Here is a 19,991-nt window from a genome sequence, read left to right on the forward strand (position 1 = left end):
GGCCGTGGCCCGGTGCCACGGCCATTGTGTCCCTCTCGCAACCCGTCCGTGGAGCTGCTTTGGTGGTAACTGAAATCGCTTCCCGCGACCGTCTGCAACCGTCCCTGCTGGACCGGTTGACCGACGACGACCCGACCAACCCCAAGGAAAGCGCCGACAAACGCGTGCTGTCCCTGACCCAATTGAAGGCCTCGGTGCTGCGTGACCTGGCGTGGTTGCTTAACACCACCTCGTTACTCGATACCGATGCCACGCTGCACACCCAGGCCGGCACTTCGGTGGTCAATTACGGCCTGCCGGCTCTGGCGGGCAACAGCGCTTCGAGCGTCGATATCAAAGCCCTGGAAGCCTTGATTTACCAAGCCATCGCCACTTTCGAGCCGCGTATTTTGCGCCACACATTGCGGGTCAAGGCGCGCATGGGCCATGGCGAGATGAATCACAACGCCCTGAGTTTCGAGATTGAAGGCGACCTGTGGGCACAGCCGGTGCCGTTGCGTTTGCTGTTGCAGACCGACGTGGACTTGGAGTCCGGCCATGTGCGCGTGCTGAATGCCGACCAGCGGAGACGCCCATGAACCCGCGCCTGCTGGAGCTGTACAACCAGGAACTGCACCACGTGCGCGAAAGCGCCGCCGAGTTCGCCAAGGAATACCCCAAAATCGCCAGTCGGCTGACCCTGTCCGGCATGGACTGCGCCGACCCGTACGTCGAACGTTTGCTTGAAGGCTTCGCCTATCTCACGGCCCGCGTGCAGCTCAAGCTCGACGCCGAGTACCCAACCTTCACCCATAACTTGCTGGAAATCGCCTACCCGCACTACTTGGCACCGACGCCGTCGATGACCGTGGTGCAACTGCAGACCGACCCCGATGAAGGCTCCCTGGCCGGCGGTTTCCCGCTGCCCCGGGACACGGTGCTGCGTGCCGCCCTGGGCCGTGAAACCCAGACCTGCTGCGAGTACCGTACCGCGCACCCGGTGACGCTGTGGCCGTTGCAGGTCAGCAACGCCGAATATTTCGGCAACCCCGCCGCCGTGCTCGGACGCCTCGCCGCCAGCGAACCGAAAGCCAAGGCCGGCCTGCGCCTGACCCTGCGCACCGGTGCCGAGTTGCCGTTCAACAGCCTCGACCTGGATACCTTGCCGCTGTACCTGAGCGGCGCTGATGAACAACCGTTTCGCCTCTACGAACAGCTGCTGGGCAATGCCTGCGCGGTGTTTGCGCGCCAGCCCGGTGGCGATTGGGTCGAGCGCCTGCCCCAGGACGCGTTGCGCTCGCGGGGTTTCGACGATGCCGATGCGGCCATGCCGGTGGTGGCGCGGGCGTTCCAGGGCTATCGCCTATTGCAGGAATACTTCGCCCTGCCCCATCGCTTCCTGTTCGTTGAGTTCGCCGAGTTGAGCCGCGCGGTCAAGCGGTGTGACGGCCAGGAGCTGGAACTGATCGTGTTGTTCGACCGCCACGAACCGAGCCTGGAAGGCAGTGTCGGCGCGGCGCAGTTCTTGCCGTTCTGCACGCCCGCCATCAACCTGTTCCCCAAGCGTGTGGACCGCATCCACTTGTCCGACCGGGTCAATGAACACCATGTGATCGCCGACCGTACGCGGCCGATGGATTTCGAGATTCACTCCTTGAGCGGCATTACCGGCCATGGCACTGGACCGGAGCAGCCGTTCTTGCCGTTCTATGCGGTGCGCGATCCGTCGCGCTATGGCCGCGACCAGGCGTATTACAGCGTGCGCCGTGAGCCACGGGTGTTGTCCAGCGACCAACGCCGCAATGGCCCGCGCTCCACGTATGTAGGCAGTGAAACCTTCGTCAGCCTAGTGGACAGCCGCCAGGCGCCGTATCGCCATGACCTGCGCCAACTGGGCGTGACGGCGCTGTGCACCAACCGCGACCTGCCGCTGTTCATGAGCGTGGGCAACGGCAAGACCGACTTCACCCTGGCCGACAGTGCGCCGGTACTGGCCGTGCGGTGCGTCGCCGGGCCAAGCCGCCCGCGTGCCAGCCACGCACATGACGCCAAGGCCTGGCGCCTGATCAGCCAGTTGTCGCTCAACTATCTCTCCTTGAGCGAACAGGGCCAGGGCGCCGGCGCCTTGCGCGAACTGCTGCGCCTGTACGGCGACAGCAATGACGCCGCCCTGCAATTGCAGATCGAAGGTCTGCGCGAAGTCAGCAGTAAGGCGGTGACTCGACGCCTGCCGATGCCTGGCCCGATTGTGTTTGGCCGCGGCCTGGAAATCACCTTGGAGTTCGATGAAAACGCGTTTCGCGGCACCGGCGTGTTCCTGCTCGGTGCAGTGTTGGAGCGCTTCCTGGCACGCTACGTGTCGATCAACAGCTTTACCGAGACGGTGATCCGTACCACCGAACGCGGCGAGATCATGCGATGGAAAGCCAAGCCCGGACGGCGTCCGACCCTGTGAGAACCCTGGACGCGATGCACCAGGAGCCCTGGGAATATGACTTCTTCCAGGCATTGCGGCGCATCGAGTGCGAAACGCCCGAGCTGCCACGCCTGGGCCATTCCCTGCGCCTGGCCGATGACCCGCTGCGCCTGGGGCAGCAGGCCGATTGCACCTTCGCACCCGCCACCCTTGCCTCAGTCGACCCCGGTGGCGACGGCAAGCCGGCGCGGTTGGAGCAGTTCTTCTTCGGCCTCGGCGGCCCCAATGGCCCGCTGCCGCTGCACATCACCGAGTACGTACGCGAGCGCCAACGCAATAACGCCGACAGCACCAGCAAGCAGTTCCTGGATGTGTTCCACCATCGCCTGCTGACCCTGTTCTATCGGGCCTGGGCCGAGGCGCGGCCAACGGTCAGCCACGACCGCCCGGACGATGACTACTGGTCCGCCCGCCTCGCCGCCCTGAGTGGCCGCGGGATGCCGAGCCTGCTCAATCAAGGGCTCATCCCCGATACCGCAAAGCTGCATTACAGCGGCCATCTGTCGGCGCAAACCCGCTACCCGGATGGCTTGAAAGCGATCCTCGGCGAGTATTTCGGCCTGCCGGTAGAGATCGAAGAATACGTCGGCCAATGGCTGGAACTGCCCGAACGCAGCCGTGTGGGCGTCAGCGCCAACCAGTTGGGCGTGGACTTCTGCCTGGGCAGCCACGTGTGGGACCGCCAGCACAAATTCCGCATCCGCCTGGGCCCGCTCACGCTGGATGACTACATGGGCATGCTGCCCGGCCAACAGCCGTTCAACGAGCTGGTGGCGTGGGTGGCCGAGTACCTGGGCCATGAATTGGACTGGGACTTGAACCTGGTTTTGCAACAACCCGAAGTTCCGGCGCTGCAACTCAACGGCCAGTTCCGCCTGGGCTTCAATACCTGGCTCGGCCAACCTGCGCATGACGCCAACGACCTAATCCTGGCCCGGCATTACGCCGACCACGCCACTACCTCAAGGAATCCAGAGCATGGGTGAAATCAGTCGCGCCGCACTGTTCGGCAAACTCAACAGCGTGGCCTACAAGGCCATCGAAGCCGCCACCGTGTTCTGCAAGTTGCGGGGCAATCCGTATGTGGAGCTGGCCCACTGGTTTCACCAGTTGCTGCAACTGCAGGACTCGGACCTGCACCGCATCATCCGCCAGTTCAATGTAGAGCCGGCGCGCCTGGCCCGTGACCTTACCGAAGCCCTGGACCGCCTGCCGCGCGGCTCCACGTCGATCACCGACCTGTCCTCCCATGTGGAAGAGGCCGTAGAACGCGGCTGGGTGTATGGCAGCCTGATGTTCGGCGAAAGCCAGGTGCGCACCGGTTATCTGGTGCTGGGCATCTTGAAGACGCCGAGCCTGCGCCATGCGTTGCTGGGTTTGTCCGGCGAGTTCGACAAGATCAAGGCCGAGGCCTTGAGCGAACGTTTTGATGAATACGTCGGTGACTCGCCGGAAAACGCCTTGAGCGCCAGCGACGGCTTCAATGCCGGTGTGCCAGGCGAGGCCAGCGGCGCCATGGCGCCCAGCGCGATGGGCAAGCAGGAAGCACTCAAGCGTTTCACTGTGGACCTGACCGAACAGGCCCGCAGCGGCAAGCTCGACCCAATCGTGGGCCGTGACGAGGAGATCCGCCAACTGGTGGACATCCTCATGCGTCGGCGCCAGAACAACCCGATCCTCACCGGTGAAGCCGGGGTGGGCAAGACCGCCGTGGTCGAAGGTTTCGCCCTGCGCATCGTCGCCGGTGACGTGCCGCCTGCGCTCAAGGATGTGGAGCTGCGCAGCCTTGACGTGGGCCTGTTGCAAGCCGGCGCCAGCATGAAAGGCGAGTTCGAACAGCGCCTGCGCCAGGTTATCGAAGACGTGCAGGCCTCGCCCAAGCCGATCATCCTGTTTATCGACGAAGCCCATACCCTGGTGGGTGCCGGTGGCGCCGCCGGCACCGGTGACGCGGCCAACCTGCTCAAGCCTGCCCTGGCCCGTGGCACCTTGCGTACCGTGGCCGCCACCACCTGGGCCGAGTACAAAAAGCACATCGAAAAAGACCCGGCCCTGACCCGCCGCTTCCAGGTGGTGCAGGTTGCCGAGCCGTCGGAAGACAAGGCGCTGCTAATGATGCGCGGCGTGGCGTCCACCATGGAAAAACACCACCAGGTGCAGATCCTCGACGAAGCCCTGGAGGCCTCGGTGAAGCTCTCCCACCGCTATATTCCGGCGCGCCAGTTGCCGGACAAGTCCGTGAGCCTGCTGGACACCGCCTGCGCCCGCGTCGCTATCAGCCTGCACGCGGTACCAGCAGAAGTGGACGACAGCCGTCGCCGTATCGAGGCCCTGGAAACCGAGTTGCAAATCATCGCCCGTGAGCATGCGATCGGCATTGCCATTGGTGCGCGTCAAACCAATAGCGAAGCGCTGCTGACCGCCGAGCGTGAGCGTCTGGCCACGCTGGAAAGCCGCTGGGCTGAAGAAAAAGCCTTGGTAGATGAATTGCTGGCTACCCGTGCAACCCTGCGCGAAAAAGCCGGTGTGGTGGACAGCGGCAACGATGCGTTGCGTGCTCAATTGGTCGACCTGCAACAACGCCTCACCGCGCTGCAAGGCGAAACCCCGTTGATCCTCCCGACCGTGGATTACCAGGCCGTGGCCTCGGTGGTCGCTGACTGGACCGGCATCCCGGTGGGCCGCATGGCGCGCAATGAGCTGGAGACTGTGCTCAATCTCGACCAACACTTGAAGAAACGCATCATCGGCCAGGACCATGCCCTGCAAATGATCGCCAAGCGCATCCAGACCTCCCGCGCCGGCCTCGACAACCCGAGCAAGCCGATTGGCGTGTTCATGCTGGCCGGCACCTCGGGTGTGGGCAAGACCGAAACTGCCCTGGCCCTGGCCGAAGCCATGTACGGCGGTGAGCAGAACGTCATCACCATCAACATGAGCGAGTTCCAGGAAGCCCACACCGTGTCCACCCTCAAGGGCGCGCCACCGGGCTATATCGGCTACGGCGAAGGCGGTGTGCTGACCGAAGCGGTACGGCGCAAACCCTACAGCGTGGTGCTGCTCGATGAGGTGGAGAAAGCTCACCCGGACGTGCACGAGATTTTCTTCCAAGTGTTCGACAAGGGCGTGATGGAAGACGGCGAAGGCCGGGTGATCGACTTCAAGAACACGCTGATCCTGCTGACCACCAATGCCGGTACCGAACTGATCTCCCACGTCTGCAAAGACCCGGCGAACATCCCCGAGCCCGAGGAAATCGCCAAGGCCTTGCGCCAGCCACTGCTGGAGATTTTTCCGCCGGCACTGCTCGGGCGCCTGGTGACCATTCCGTACTACCCGCTGAGCGACGAGATGCTCAAGGCGATCACGCGCCTGCAACTGAACCGCATCAAGAAACGTGTGGAGAACACCCATAAAGTCGCGTTCGAGTATGACGACGCAGTGGTCGACCTGATCGTCTCGCGCTGCACCGAGACTGAAAGCGGCGGGCGCATGATCGATACCATCCTCACCAACAGCCTGCTGCCGGACATGAGCCGCGAATTCCTCACGCGCATGTTGGAAGGCAAGGCACTGGCGGGAGTGCGGATCAGTAGTCGGGATAATGAACTGCACTACGACTTCAGCGACACGGTTTGATCTGACGGAATGCGATCAAAACTGTGGGAGCGGGCTTGCTCGCGAATGCGGTGTATCAGTTGATACACCCGGTGACTGACCCACCGCTTTCGCGAGCAAGCCCGCTCCCACATTTTTGATTCGGTTTCTTCAGTTATTAAGGTATTTACGGGACTACCGATGCTATTCAACCAAGCCTCACGCCTGGCCAAGATCACCAGCCCCCTCGGGCCGGATGTGCTGCTGCTCAACGAAATGGGCGGCGGTGAAGAGCTGGGTCGGCTGTTCAACTACGAGCTGCAACTGACGTCCCTGGACGCCAACATCGACCTGAACCAGTTGCTGGGCAAACCGATGAGCGTGGGCCTGCAACTGGCGGACGGTGGCGAGCGGTACTTTCACGGCATCGTCGCCCGTTGCAGCCAGAACATCGACCAGGGCCAGTTCGCCAGCTACCAGGTCACTCTTCGCCCTTGGCTGTGGCTGCTCAGCCGCACGTCCGACTGCCGGATTTTCCAGAACCTGAGCATCCCGCAGATCATCAAGCAGGTGTTCCGCGACCTGGGTTTCTCCGACTTCGAAGACGCCCTGAGCCGGCCATATCGCGAGTGGGAGTACTGCGTGCAGTACCGCGAGACCAGCTTCGATTTCGTCAGCCGGCTGATGGAACAGGAAGGCATCTACTACTTCTTCCGCCATGAACAGGACCGCCATGTGCTGGTGCTGGCCGACGCCTATGGCGCTCACACCAACGTGCCTGGCTATGCGTCGATCCCCTACTACCCCAAGGACGAGCAGCAGCGCGAACGCGACCATATGCACAATTGGCACCTGGCGCAGGAGGTGCAGCCGGGCTCGCTGGAGCTGAACGACTACGACTTCCAGCGCCCCAGCGCGAGCATCGACGTGCGCTCGGCCATGCCGCGCCCGCACACCGCCGGCGACTACCCCCTGTACGACTACCCCGGCACCTACGTGCAAAGCGCCGACGGCGAACACTATGCGCGCACCCGCATCGAAGCCCTGCAAACCCTGCATGAACAGATCGAGTTCAGCGGCAATGCGCGTGGCCTGGGCTCGGGCCATCTGTTCAGCCTCACCGGCTTCAGCCGCCAGGACCAGAACCGCGAATACCTGATCGTCGGTTGCCGTTACTTCATCGTGCAAGAAAGCCTGGAAAGCGGTGGCGGTTCAGGCTCGGCGCAGTTCGAAAGCAGCCTGACCTGCATCGACGCCCAACAAAGTTTCCGCCCGCTGGCCAATACTCACCGCCCCATCGTCAAAGGCCCGCAGACCGCCTTGGTGGTAGGCCCCAAGGGCGAGGAAATCTGGACCGACCAGTACGGCCGCGTGAAGGTGCATTTCTATTGGGACCGCCACGACCAATCCAACGAAAACAGCTCGTGCTGGATTCGTGTGTCGCAATCCTGGGCCGGCAAGAACTGGGGCTCGATGCAGATTCCACGCATCGGCCAGGAAGTGATTGTCAGCTTCCTTGAAGGCGACCCGGACCGACCGATCATCACCGGGCGGGTGTACAACGCTGAGCAGACGGTGCCCTACGACTTGCCGGAGAACGCTACCCAGAGCGGCATGAAAAGCCGCTCCAGCAAAGGCGGCACGCCGGCCAACTTCAATGAAATCCGCATGGAGGACAAGAAGGGGCTGGAGCAGTTGTATATCCATGCCGAGCGTAACCAAGACATCGTGGTAGAGGTGGATGAAAGCCACTCGGTGGGGCATGACCGCAACAAGAGTATTGGGCATAACGAGACGGTGACCATCGGCAGCAACCGCCTGCGGGTTGTGCGCAATAACGACACGGTGATCGTGGGCGCAGCCAAGTCCGACAGCGCCGCCACGAGTTACACCATCGAGGCCGGCGAGAGTATTCGCCTGGTGTGCGGCGACAGCGTGATTGAGCTCAAGGCTGGCGGCGACATCAACCTGACCTGTGGCTCGTTCAACCTGTTTTCCACCGGCAGCAGCAAGATCCAGACAAAGGGAAAACTGGACATCAACCTGGGCAGCGACAAAGGCACCTCGCCCGGTGCCCAGGGCGTGCAAAGCACGATCAAGTCCGCCGTCGAATCAAAATTCCCCGGCAAGCCCGGCGCTGGTCAATAACGAGATTTCTTCACATGAATTACCTGATCAACGAAGCCCAATTTACCCTGCCCGATGCCGAAGTACAGGACACCTCGATCAATATCCTCAAGTTCGCCAAGCTGGGCACCACCCTGGTGGTAAGCCGCAGCCCGTTGGCGGACGGCGAAAGCCTGCAAAGCAATTTCGAGGGCCAGCTGAAAAAGCTCGAGCAGCAGGTCAAGGATCTGCGCTATTCCCCCGCACAAGCGGTCAAGGTCGGACCGACGCAGGACATCGACGCCTTTGAAGTACAGAACCGTTTCAACAAAGGCAGCGACAACATTTACCAATATCAGCTGGCAATGCAGATACCCGGCACCCGCCAACTGATTGCGCTGAGCTACGTCAAGACCCAGCCCCTGGGCCCTGCGGAGGCAGCTCATTGGGCGACACTCAAAAACACGCTCAATTTTACTGCTACGCCCTGAGTCGAGCCTGAGCGATGAGTGACGATCTTTGGGCTGCCCGCGAAGGCGACGCACTGCTGCACACCTCGGTGATGGCCGACATTCTCGGCGGTGTGCTGGAAGTAGCCGCCTATGCGGCAATCACTACTGTGGGCTGCCTGGCCGTTGCCGGAGCGGTTTTCCTCGCGACCGGTGCAACCATTGCCACAGGCGGTGTGGCACTGGTGTTGGTGGTCGGCGCGGTCGTCGGCATTACCGCGGGCCTCACGGGGGCGGACCTGAAGATATCCAGTTGGTGCGAGTCCGCCGCCAACTGGGTGTTCCCGCCGGTGATCGATGCGTTCATCACCAGCGGCTCGCACAATGTGTTCATCAATGGCAAAAAGGCTGCCCGCGCTGCCGGCAAGATGACCGCTGTGCCGGTCGCGCCCAGCGAGCCGCCAGCGCCAAGCTTTCTGGATATGGCCGGGGAGTTTTTCTCACAGATGTGGCGCCCGACCGTCGCCTCGCCCGCCCCCGGCACCGAGCCGTGCCCGCTGGACACCGTGGCGTGCAACAAGCACCCGCCCATGCCGCTGCAGTTTATTGCCGAGGGTTCCAGCTCGGTGTTCATCAACGGGCAGCCTGCCGCGCGCAGCGGGGATCGTAGTACCTGTGACGCCAAGATTGGGACCGCCAAGGGCCTGATTTCGCCGGATGTGCGCATTGGTGGTGAGACCATTGTGGTGCAGGAGATTCGTAGCGGGAAAACGCCAGGGGTGGGGCTGGCGATTGCCGTGGTGATGGCGTTGCGGGGCAACTTGAAATGTTTCTGGACCAAGCTGCCGTGCATGATCGGAGGTGCGTTGGTGGGTGGCGCGATCTCTTACGGGACCGCCAAGGTCACCTCGGCACTCAAGAGCGCCATGAATGGCTCGCCCAATCCGGTGCACAGCGCGACGGGGGCCAAGGTACTGGGCGAAGAGGAGGAGTTGGACTTTGTTCTGCCCGGTCTGCTCCCTATCGATTGGCAACGTTTCTACAACAGTCTCGATACACGTCGCGATGGCCTCTTCGGCGCAGGCTGGAGCGTCGACTATGAGGTGTCCGTCGAAATAGATGCCGATGAAAACCTTTTCTATATCGATGAGCAGGGACGGCGCCTGGAGATCGGTTATATCCCGTTGTCCGGTGGCGCGTTCGATCCCGGCGAAGGCCTCGCGGTGAGACGCAGCGGTGATGGCGCAGTATTGATCGAGAGCATCGACGGTCTGTATCGGCTGTTCGAAATCGACCCGCAGAACAACTCACGGATGCGCTTGCACCTGCTGGGTGATCGCAATGAAGGGCGGATCTTCCTTGATTACGATGCCCAAGGACGGCTGTGCCGCCTACGCGACACGCATGACTTGATGCACGTCGACCTGAGCTACACCGCAGAGCATCCTGGGCGTGTAAGCCATATCGAGCGCCGTTACCTGCGCCAGGACCATTTCGATGGGCGCTGCGACGTGCTCGTCAGTTATCGCTATGACAGCAACGGCGATCTTGCCGAAGTATTGGACGCTCAGGGCACGACCCTTCGCAGCTTTGCCTACGACAGCGGCAGGCGCATGACCGAGCACCGATTGCCGAGTGGCATGCGCTGCTTCTACCAATGGGCTCAAGTACCTGGACCAGACGGCCAGGAATGGCGCGTCAGTCGGCACTGGACAGATGCGGGCGATGAATACAGCTTCGAATACGACCTCGATGCCGGCATTACCCGTGTGACCGACGGGCTGATGCGGATCAGCACACGGCATTGGAACCCGCAGTACCAGATCACTCGCTACGTCGATAACCTGGGCCATACGTGGCAGTTTGAGTGGAGCGAAGATCGCCAACTGCTCGGTGCGATTGACCCGCAAAACGGCCAGTGGCGTTTCAACTATGACGCGTGCGGCAACCTGAGCGCTGTCATCGATCCACTGTCCAGAACCAGCAGCACGCAGTGGCTGGCGCATTGGGCATTGCCCGAGGTGGAAACCGACACTGCGGGCCACAGCTGGCATTACCGCTACGACCAGCGTGGTAACTGCATCGAGGAAATCAACCCCCTGGGCAACCGTACGCGCTATGTCTATGACGGTTTCGGCCAGCCTGTACGCATCATCGATGCGATGGAAAAAACCAGAACATTGCATTGGAACGAGTGGAGCCAACTGGTCGAAGAAGTGGACTGCTCGGGTTATCCCACTCGCTATGAGTACGACGCGTTCGGCAATCAAGTGACGCAAATTAATGCTGAAGGGGAGTCCGTGCGCTATCGGTACAACCCCCGGGGACTACTTCTGGAGTGCCTGCTGCCGGATGGTCGCATAGAGCAATTTCAACGTAGCGCCAATGGATATCTGTCGGCCTATATCGACCCCGCCGGCAGCTCCACGCGCTACGCCTACACCCTGCGCGGTCAGGTCAAACAACGTTGGGATGCGTATAACCGCACGGTCATGTTCGATCATGATGCCTATGGCCGATTGCTGAAACTGACCAATGAGAATGGCGAAAGCTACCACTTCGAATGGGACGCGGCTAACCGGTTGGTCCAACAACAAGACCTTGACCTGAGTCGACGCTGCTATACCTATGACCCATTGGCTGAGGTTGTGGCCTTGGACTATCTGCCGGGGATCGAAGGCGAACCGGTGGCTCCAATCAGGCACCAATTCCAGCGCGACCCACTAGGACGCCTGACCAGTAAAACCACCGCCGACGGAACCACAGTTTTTGAGCATGATCTGCGTGACCAATTGGTCGGAATAACCTTCACGGCCCTTGACGGTTGCCAGCAGGTACTCAGTTTCAGCTATGACCCGCTAGGGCAACTGCTTGAGGAGCAAAGCTCTGCAGGTTCTGTGCAGCATCGTTACGACGAGTTAGGAAACTTGACCCAAACTGGATTGCCTGATGGACGGTGGTTGAACAGACTTTACTACGGCAGTGGCCATCTTCATCAGTTGAATCTTGACGGCCACGTCATTAGCGATTTCGAGCGTGATCGCTTGCATCGCGAAGTGCAGCGTACTCAGGGCCAAGTCAAAACGAATACGGCCTATGATCGAAGTGGCAGGGTACGTTCACGCCAGCGCCGCAGCATTGATCAGCCTTGGCAGTTGCCACCATTGGTCGAGACCGACTACAGCTATGACCCATGCGACAACCTGATCGGACGCCGCCGTACCGATCGACAACTCGACTATCAGGAACATATGGGTTACGACAGTACCGGTCGTGTGCTGGTCAGCTATCGTCAGAGTCATCGCGAAACCTATGCTTACGACGCAGCCGCCAACTTGCTCGACGCTCCGCTGCAGAGTGGATTGGTAAGGTATAACCGGCTTCTCACTTATCAAGACAAGCGCTATCGATACGATGCTTTTGGTCGCATGATCGAAAAGCGTAGCGCCATGCATGGTTTACAGCGCTTTGCCTACGATGCCGAACATCGACTGATCGAAGTCCGTAACCAGAAAGGCGAGCGGGAGACGCTGGTGCGGATGGTGTATGACCCACTGGGCCGGCGTATTGGCAAAACAGAACATGATCAGCGTGGGTTTCGCTTGGGAGAAACCCGCTTCGACTGGGATGGCTTGCGGTTGCTGAAGGAGTATCGAAACGGGCAGGCCAGCCTTTATCTCTATGAAGATGACGGTTACGAGCCTATCGCACGGGTGGATGGCACTGGCCAGCATCAACATGTGCGGTACTACCATAACGACCTGAACGGCATGCCTGAACAGCTAACGCAAACCAACGGTCATATCGTGTGGCAGGCGCATTTTCGAGTGTGGGGCAATACCTCAGAAGAGTGGCACGAAGCTTCTTTTTTGGAAGAGCAAAACGTACGGTTCCAAGGGCAATATCTGGATCGGGAAGTCGGACTGCACTTCAACACGTTCAGGTTTTATGATCCCGATGTTGGACGATTCATAACGCCGGATCCGATTGGACTGGCGGGCGGATTGAACCTTTATCAATATGCTCAAAACCCCTCGGGCTGGATTGACCCCAAAGGATTGGCGTGCGGCGCTTACAAAGGGAAGCTGAACCAAAAAGCCTCGAAAATGCCCACGTTGACCAAAGGCTCCAAGGAGTGGAAACAGGCCGTCCTGGATAACCGGGCAGCCATGGCTAACGGTGAAAAATTTCAGGTCAAGGTAAAATCAAGCTCGGACGCCAAAGCGTTTTTGAAAGAATCACAAGGTAATATGAACCGCTATAAGGCCCATACTCAGAGTGCGCGCGCCGACGGCGTAGCGAAGTACCCTAAGGGCTATGAGCAACATATGGCTCCAGAAGGCGGCTTTGGGGATACACCGCACATCAAGTGGTACAACAATGGAGGGGATGGTCATATATTTTATGACGTCCCGAATTGATATGAAAAATGAATATCGATTTGAAACACTCAAAAAAATCGGGTTAGGCCCGAATGAAAACATTGAGCAGATTTCTTCAATGATGCTCAAAACTGTCCTGTCGGGTAATTTCACTCATGTGCTTGACTCATTGACCAAGCTGCGACCTTTTTTAACCTCAGACTGTTACTACGTTGCCAACAAACTTTTTATTACCAAAGGCAAGAAAAAAATCTTCAAAGGTGAACTTTGCAAATCAGAAAAAACCGATCTATTGAGTTTCCTGGATAATGCCGAGACCTCAGGCGATCTTCGTGAGCTTTTGATTGCGCCAGTAGAGTCGTACCCAAACGGCAACATAATTTATATTACCGAAGATGCAATTTACTTATACACAACAGAATGAGTTTGAAAAGACGAGAATGGAAGACATTTGAAAGTGCTGATCACCCCCAACATTGAATTGATAGAAACCTCGCAACTCTATTATGAAGATGCGTCTGTCAGATGGGTTTTCGACACCAATTCTTCCGTGGTCCGCCTCGACACATCACGCAAACCGCATACGAACTCCGAGCATTGGATTTCAGAGAATTCCGACCTCTTTTCATTCTCTGAAAACGGCGACCTGGCTTGCCTGGAGCTCTCCGTACCAGGAGAAAATCATCTGGCTACTTTCAGGATCGATAAAACAATAACCGGCCGCATCAAACTTCATAAGCCGGTCTTTAACGTTCTGCCGACCATGCTCAGACTATTTGATCCTCTTGGCCGACAGTTGTCTTGCTTCATGCGCCCTCCCACTAAAAAAGAAGCGCTCACCCGAGTCAACCTTGGAAAGGACTTCACGATACTCCTGGCGGAGGATCAGTATTTCGGTTTTGAGCTGTTCAACCCTCTGGATTATTTGGTAGGCCAGAATGATGCTCCGTTGGATCCTGACAACCGGGCGGGCAGCGATGAATATCGACTGTTTGCCGCACTGCTTGACATCATGTCGGACAACACTGTCGAAGCACTCGATAACGACATGGCTGCCGTGGCCAATGAACTTAAAACAAACATATTGCCGCATATCCCATCAATCAAAAGCGCCTCCAGAAAAAACACAGTCCAGTCCTCACTGGAAGACTTCATCGACTATTACGCATGAACCCAATAGCCGCTCAGCTCGAGCCTGAGCAATGAGTGAGGATCTTTGGGCTGCCCGCGAAGGCGACGCACTGCTGCACACCTCGGTGATGGCCGACATTCTCGGCGGTGTGCTGGAAGTGGCCGCCTATGCGGCGATCACTACTGTGGGCTGCCTGGCCGTTGCCGGGGCGGTGTTCCTTGCGACTGGTGCAACCATCGCCACCGGCGGTGTTGCATTGGTGTTGGTGGTCGGCGCGGTCGTCGGTATTACCGCTGGCCTCACGGGGGCGGACTTGAAGATATCCAGTTGGTGCGAGTCCGCCGCCAACTGGGTGTTCCCGCCGGTGATCGATGCATTCATCACCAGCGGCTCGCACAACGTGTTTATCAATGGCAAAAAAGCTGCCCGTGCAGCCGGCAAGATGACCGCCGTGCCGGTCGCGCCCAGCGAGCCGCCGGCCCCCAGCTTCCTGGACATGGCAGGTGAGTTTTTCTCGCAGATGTGGCGCCCGACCGTCGCCTCGCCCGCCCCCGGCACCGAGCCGTGCCCGCTGGACACCGTGGCGTGCAACAAGCACCCACCCATGCCCCTGCAGTTTATTGCCGAGGGTTCCAGCTCGGTGTTCATCAACGGGCAGCCTGCCGCGCGCAGCGGGGATCGCAGTACCTGCGACGCGAAGATTGGGACGGCTGAGGGCCTGATTTCGCCGGATGTGCGCATTGGTGGTGAGACCATTGTGGTGCAGGAGATTCGTAGCGGGAAAACGCCAGGGGTGGGGCTGGCGATTGCCGTGGTGATGGCGTTGCGGGGCAACTTGAAATGTTTCTGGACCAAGCTGCCGTGCATGATCGGAGGGGCGTTGGTGGGTGGCGCGATCTCTTACGGGACCGCCAAGGTCACCTCAGCCCTCAAGAGCGCCATGAATGGCTCGCCTAATCCGGTGCACAGCGCGACGGGGGCCAAGGTTCTGGGCGAAGAGGAGGAGTTGGACTTTGTTCTGCCCGGTCTGCTCCCTATCGATTGGCAACGTTTCTACAACAGTCTCGATACACGTCGCGATGGCCTCTTCGGCGCAGGCTGGAGCGTCGACTATGAGGTGTCGGTCGAAATAGATGCCGACGAAAACCTGTTCTATATCGATGAGCAGGGACGCCGCCTGGAGATCGGTTACATCCCGTTGTCCGGTGGGGCGTTCGATCCGGGCGAAGGCCTCGCGGTGAGACGCAGCGGTGATGGCGCAGTATTGATCGAGAGCATCGACGGCCTGTATCGGCTGTTCGAAATCGACCCGCAGAACAACTCACGGATGCGCTTGCACCTACTGGGTGATCGCAATGAAGGGCGGATCTTCCTTGATTACGATGCCCAAGGAAGGCTGTGCCGCCTACGCGACACGCATGACTTGATGCACGTCGACCTGAGCTACACCGCAGAGCATCCTCGGCGTGTAAGCCATATCGAGCGCCGTTACCTGCGCCAGGACCATTTCGATGGGCGCTGCGACGTGCTCGTCAGTTATCGCTATGACAGCAACGGCGATCTTGCCGAAGTATTGGACGCCCAGGGCACGACCCTTCGCAGCTTTGCCTACGACAGCGGCAGGCGCATGACCGAGCACCGATTGCCGAGTGGCATGCGCTGCTTCTACCAATGGGCTCAAGTACTTGGACCAGACGGCCAGGAATGGCGCGTCAGTCGGCACTGGACAGATGCGGGCGATGAATACTCCTTCGACTACGACCTGAATGCGGGCATTACACGCGTCACCGATGGGTTGATGCGCGTCAGCACTCGGCATTGGAATCCGCAGTTCCAGATCACTCGCTACGTCGATAACCTCGGCCATACGTGGCAGTTCGAGTGGAGCGAAGATCGCCAACTGCTCGGTGCGATTGACCCAAAGAACGGCAGATGGCGCTTCTGTTACGACGACTCCGGCAACCTGAGTACAGTGGCCGATCCGCGGGGCAGGACCCGTGGCACACAATGGCTTGCGCATTGGGCATTGCCTCAGATTGAAACCGACCCTGCGGGCAATAGTTGGCATTACCGCTACGACCAACGGGGCAACTGCATTGAGGAAGTCGATCCACTGGGCAACCGCACGCGCTATGTCTATGACGGCTTCGGACAGCCGGTGCGCATCATCGATGCGACGGAAAAAACCAGAACATTGCATTGGAACGAGTGGAGCCAACTGGTCGAAGAAGTCGATTGCTCCGGTTATCCGACGCGTTATCAATATGACGCGTTTGGCAATCTGGTGGTGCAAACCAATGCCGAAGGTGAATCGGTGCGTTACCGATACGGCCCTCAGGCGCTGCTTCTGGAATGTCAGCTTCCGGACGGCCGCGTCGAACAATTCCAACGCAGCGCAAGTGGTTATCTGACTGCCCACGTAGACCCTGCTGGTAGCACCACACGCTATGCCTATGACATTCGCGGTCTGGTCAAACAACGCTGGGACGCGCATAACCGTTCGGTCATGTTCGATCATGATGCCTACGGACGTCTGAGCAAGCTGACCAACGAGAACGGTGAGAGTTATCGCTTTGAGTGGGACGCAGCCGACCGCATGGTGCAGCAGCAAGACCTGGATAAAAGCCGGCGCTGCTACACCTATGATCCGCTGGATGATGTCGTCGCCGTTGACTACCTGCCGGGGACGGAAGGTGAGCCGGTAGCGCCGCTGTCACATCGGTTTCAGCGAGATCCCGTGGGACGCCTGGTCAGCAAAATAACTGCGGACGGTACCACCAGCTACGAGCACGACCTCAACGACCAACTGGTCGGTGTTGCTTTCAGGGCGCCTGATGGTAGTGAGCAATCACTTGGCTTCAGCTATGACGCCATGGGGCAGCTCCTTGAGGAGAAAAGCTCGGCAGGATCTGTGCAGCATCGTTACGACGAACTGGGGAATCTGATTCAAACCGGCTTGCCTGATGGTCGATGGCTGAACCGCCTGTATTACGGCAGTGGCCACCTGCATCAGTTGAATCTCGATGGAAAGGTTATCAGCGACTTCGAGCGTGATCGCTTGCATCGCGAAGTGCAGCGTACCCAGGGTCAACTCAAGACGAGTACCGCCTATGATCGAAGTGGAAGGGTCCGCTCGCGCCAGCGTCGCAGCATCGATCAGCCGTGGCAGCTGCCACCACTGGTAGAGACTGACTATAGCTACGATCCCAGCGACAACCTGATCGGACGCCGCCGTGTTGACCGCCAGCACGATCGTCAAGAGTATCTGGGCTACGACAGTTCCGGACGCATCCTCGTCAGCCAACGGGGTGGACGGAGCGAGACCTATGCCTATGATGCTGCGGCCAACCTGCTGGACGGACCACAACAAAGCGGTCTGGTACGACATAACCGCCTGCTGACATTTCAGGACAAACGTTATACGTACGACGCTCTTGGACGAATGATTGAAAAGCGTAGCGCTGCTCGCGGCTTACAGCGTTTTGCCTACGACGCAGAAAGCCGACTGGTCGAAGTGCACAATGCAAACGGCAGTGTAGTCAGAATGACATACGACCCGTTGGGCCGTCGCATCAAAAAAACCGAGCATGACAACGATGGCTATCGATTGGGCGTGACGCGATTTACCTGGGATGGATTGAGGCTGTTGCAGGAGCACAAACATAGCCAGACCAGCCTGTATGTCTATGAGGAAGAAGGAAGCGAGCCTTTAGCCCGCGTGGACGGTGTCAGCCCGTCGCAAAAAATTCGCTATTACCACAACGACCTCAATGGTTTACCCGAATGTCTGAAAGAAGCAGACGGACGTGACACTTGGCGTGCGACATATACGGTATGGGGCAACACGGTGGAGGAGGTGCGCGAGCCTTACTATATTGAAGAGCAAAACCTGCGGTTCCAAGGACAGTATCTGGACCGGGAGACCGGGCTGCATTTCAATACGTTCAGGTTTTATGATCCCGATATAGGACGATTTACGACTCCCGACCCGATTGGTCTGTTGGGTGGGCAGAATCTATACGTCTATGCGCCCAACCCTATTGCTTGGATAGACCCTGAGGGTCTTAAATGTCACCTGCGACCTTATTTCAAAGCATACGCCCGAATGAAAAAATTCAGAGGGCGCCTGAAAATGGAAGTGCATCATCGAATTCCTCAGATGTACATCGGCGTTAAAAAATTGTTCCCAGAATCCATGCGAACTTCGTTGTCAAACCTGCAAGGGTTGCCAAGAAACGTTCACAGAAAAATAGTGAGTCCAATGTGGGCAAGCTTCAGGAAAAATAACCCTAAGCCAACCCGTGCCCAAATCGTGAAAAAAGCGATGGAAATCGACAAAGTCATCGCCGAACATATTAACAAGGTCAATTAACCATGAAAGACATAGTCTCAAGCATTGAAAACCTCTCAACTGACCCTGAAAAGATTAAGCTATTTAGATCATATGGCACTATGGTTGTTCTGAAAAACATGGGAAAAGTCACCGGGGGGCTTGACAAGGAGTACATGGCGTTCCTGATGGAGACCAACGGGGCGTCTATTCTTGATTACTGTTTTTTAGGTTTCAAAAACCGCGAGCTGGGCTTGAACCTTTATGAAAATATTATGGATTTCTGGCAAGCAGACAATTCATTAGCCATGAAATTTTGGGCATTCGCGGGCACCAGTGCCGGAGATGCTTTCGGCTATCTGGATTTGAAAAATAAAAAAGGCTCCCACTTCATCGCTTACTACACCCCCGACCAACCCGAGCAAGTCACCGTCATCTCTTCGTGCTTTGAGCTTTTTATGAGGAAGTTCATAACTGAAATTCAGATACTCATTCAAGCTAATGATGATTCGTTTTGGATAGAAGACAACACATGGATGACATCTCTGGAAGGCTCATCAGTTGACGATGTTGAGCTGCAAGACTTTCTTGCAACGAACGGAAGCGCCTACTACAAACTTATCGGGTAATTGCGGCAAACAAAAAGACGGCTTTATTTAATAAATACCTGTCAAGTGAATACCAAAGATCAAATAAATCCGCCCCCGTTAACCGACATAACGGTCCGCACCCCGAGGGAATGCATGCAGAGATTTATAAACGACTGCAAAATGCGAGCCGAAAAGGGCCGGATCAATTCAAGGCCGAGCTCGCAGAGCTTAGGAAGGAGGCACTGGACCCTACCTCCACGCTTAATAAGATTTTGAGGAAAGTAGACTTATGAATTACTTCAAACTTAATCCAAACGTTACCAGTAAAAAGTGGGAAGGTTATGTAAACCTGGGAGGGCTCTTTTATAAAGGAGAGGAAGTAGACGATGTCGAGCTGTCTAATAGTAGAACGCCTTGTGCCTTCGAACCCCTGCACTACGAGATTCTCGTAGATGGAAAAACAGCTCCGGTCAACACCATCGGGGCTGACTTTTTTGTATTCGACGAAGCTCTCCAAGGATTGGATAACTTGCTGACGGAGCATGTGCAATTTTTGCCCATCAGCCACGAAAAACAAAACGTGCGTTATCGTCTTCTTCATGCTTACAAACATGTCGATTGCGTCGATTGGGCGCTGTCAGAATACGAGGCGTGGCCCGAATCACATGTGGTCAAAGAGTGGCAAAATCCAAGAGGTCGTTTCTTTTTCAACCCAACGTTAAGCAGAGAAAAAATTCCAAAAAACACAGAGGTTTTTCGCTTAGATGGCTGGGGCGGAGCTTTCAACATCGTCATTTGCGAAGCGTATAAAGATAAGTTACTGAGCCTTGACCTTGATCATTCTTTTTTGGAATTTCACTCTATTGCTCTTGTGTAACGCAGTCTTATTCATGAGGCAGGTTATTTAAATGAACGCCCATCAAATGAATAATGTCCCTCCCCTTTGCAAA

Annotated in this window: 12 protein-coding genes; all 12 read left to right on the top strand. The window is 57.8% G+C overall.

Translation table 11 applies throughout. The features are described 5' to 3' along the window. Positions 1-62: 62 nt before the first annotated feature. The 12 genes from tssE (at position 63) to ODQ19_RS03555 (ending at position 19,918) form a co-directional block, all read left to right on the top strand. Positions 63-578, top strand: coding sequence for a type VI secretion system baseplate subunit TssE (tssE, locus tag ODQ19_RS03500; RefSeq protein ID WP_116668565.1), 516 nt, complete (start codon positions 63-65; stop codon positions 576-578). After that, positions 575-2,434, top strand: a complete 1,860-nt coding sequence (gene tssF / locus ODQ19_RS03505; RefSeq protein WP_330209342.1) for a type VI secretion system baseplate subunit TssF — start codon at positions 575-577, stop codon at positions 2,432-2,434. The genes tssE and tssF overlap by 4 nt, the downstream gene beginning before the upstream one ends. Further along, positions 2,398-3,441 carry a type VI secretion system baseplate subunit TssG gene (gene tssG / locus ODQ19_RS03510; RefSeq protein WP_057975244.1) on the top strand — a complete coding sequence of 348 codons (1,044 nt, stop codon included), beginning with the start codon at positions 2,398-2,400 and terminating at the stop codon, positions 3,439-3,441. Before tssF ends, tssG begins: the two co-directional genes overlap by 37 nt. Beyond that, on the top strand, positions 3,434-6,094 hold the full coding sequence (gene tssH, locus ODQ19_RS03515; protein ID WP_330209343.1) for a type VI secretion system ATPase TssH: 2,661 nt from the start codon (positions 3,434-3,436) through the stop codon (positions 6,092-6,094). The genes tssG and tssH overlap by 8 nt, the downstream gene beginning before the upstream one ends. Before the next feature lie 159 nt (positions 6,095-6,253). Then, positions 6,254-8,200: a type VI secretion system Vgr family protein gene (locus ODQ19_RS03520; protein WP_330209344.1), complete on the top strand. Its 1,947-nt coding sequence runs from the start codon at positions 6,254-6,256 to the stop codon at positions 8,198-8,200. A 14-nt stretch (positions 8,201-8,214) separates the two neighbouring features. Continuing rightward, positions 8,215-8,649 (top strand): DcrB-related protein, encoded by a 435-nt coding sequence (locus tag ODQ19_RS03525; RefSeq protein ID WP_032878688.1) that lies wholly within the window; start codon positions 8,215-8,217, stop codon positions 8,647-8,649. 14 nt (positions 8,650-8,663) lie between these two features. Further along, positions 8,664-13,028, top strand: coding sequence for an RHS repeat-associated core domain-containing protein (locus ODQ19_RS03530; protein ID WP_330209345.1), 4,365 nt, complete (start codon positions 8,664-8,666; stop codon positions 13,026-13,028). A 1-nt stretch (position 13,029) separates the two neighbouring features. Further along, entirely contained in the window at positions 13,030-13,413 is a 384-nt protein-coding gene (locus tag ODQ19_RS03535; RefSeq protein ID WP_137205442.1) for a hypothetical protein, read from the top strand. 27 nt (positions 13,414-13,440) lie between these two features. Further along, positions 13,441-14,160, top strand: coding sequence for a hypothetical protein (locus ODQ19_RS03540; RefSeq protein WP_032900937.1), 720 nt, complete (start codon positions 13,441-13,443; stop codon positions 14,158-14,160). Between the two features lie 31 nt (positions 14,161-14,191). After that, positions 14,192-18,493, top strand: a complete 4,302-nt coding sequence (locus tag ODQ19_RS03545) for an RHS repeat-associated core domain-containing protein (protein WP_330209346.1) — start codon at positions 14,192-14,194, stop codon at positions 18,491-18,493. A gap of 2 nt (positions 18,494-18,495) precedes the next feature. Further along, entirely contained in the window at positions 18,496-19,080 is a 585-nt protein-coding gene (locus tag ODQ19_RS03550) for an SMI1/KNR4 family protein (protein ID WP_330209347.1), read from the top strand. 250 nt (positions 19,081-19,330) lie between these two features. Next, positions 19,331-19,918, top strand: coding sequence for a hypothetical protein (locus tag ODQ19_RS03555; RefSeq protein WP_330209348.1), 588 nt, complete (start codon positions 19,331-19,333; stop codon positions 19,916-19,918). Positions 19,919-19,991 lie beyond the last annotated feature (73 nt).

It is taken from the genome of Pseudomonas sp. AM4(2022) (assembly GCF_036346515.1).
In the GTDB taxonomy this organism is placed as follows: Bacteria; Pseudomonadota; Gammaproteobacteria; order Pseudomonadales; family Pseudomonadaceae; genus Aquipseudomonas; species Aquipseudomonas paracarnis.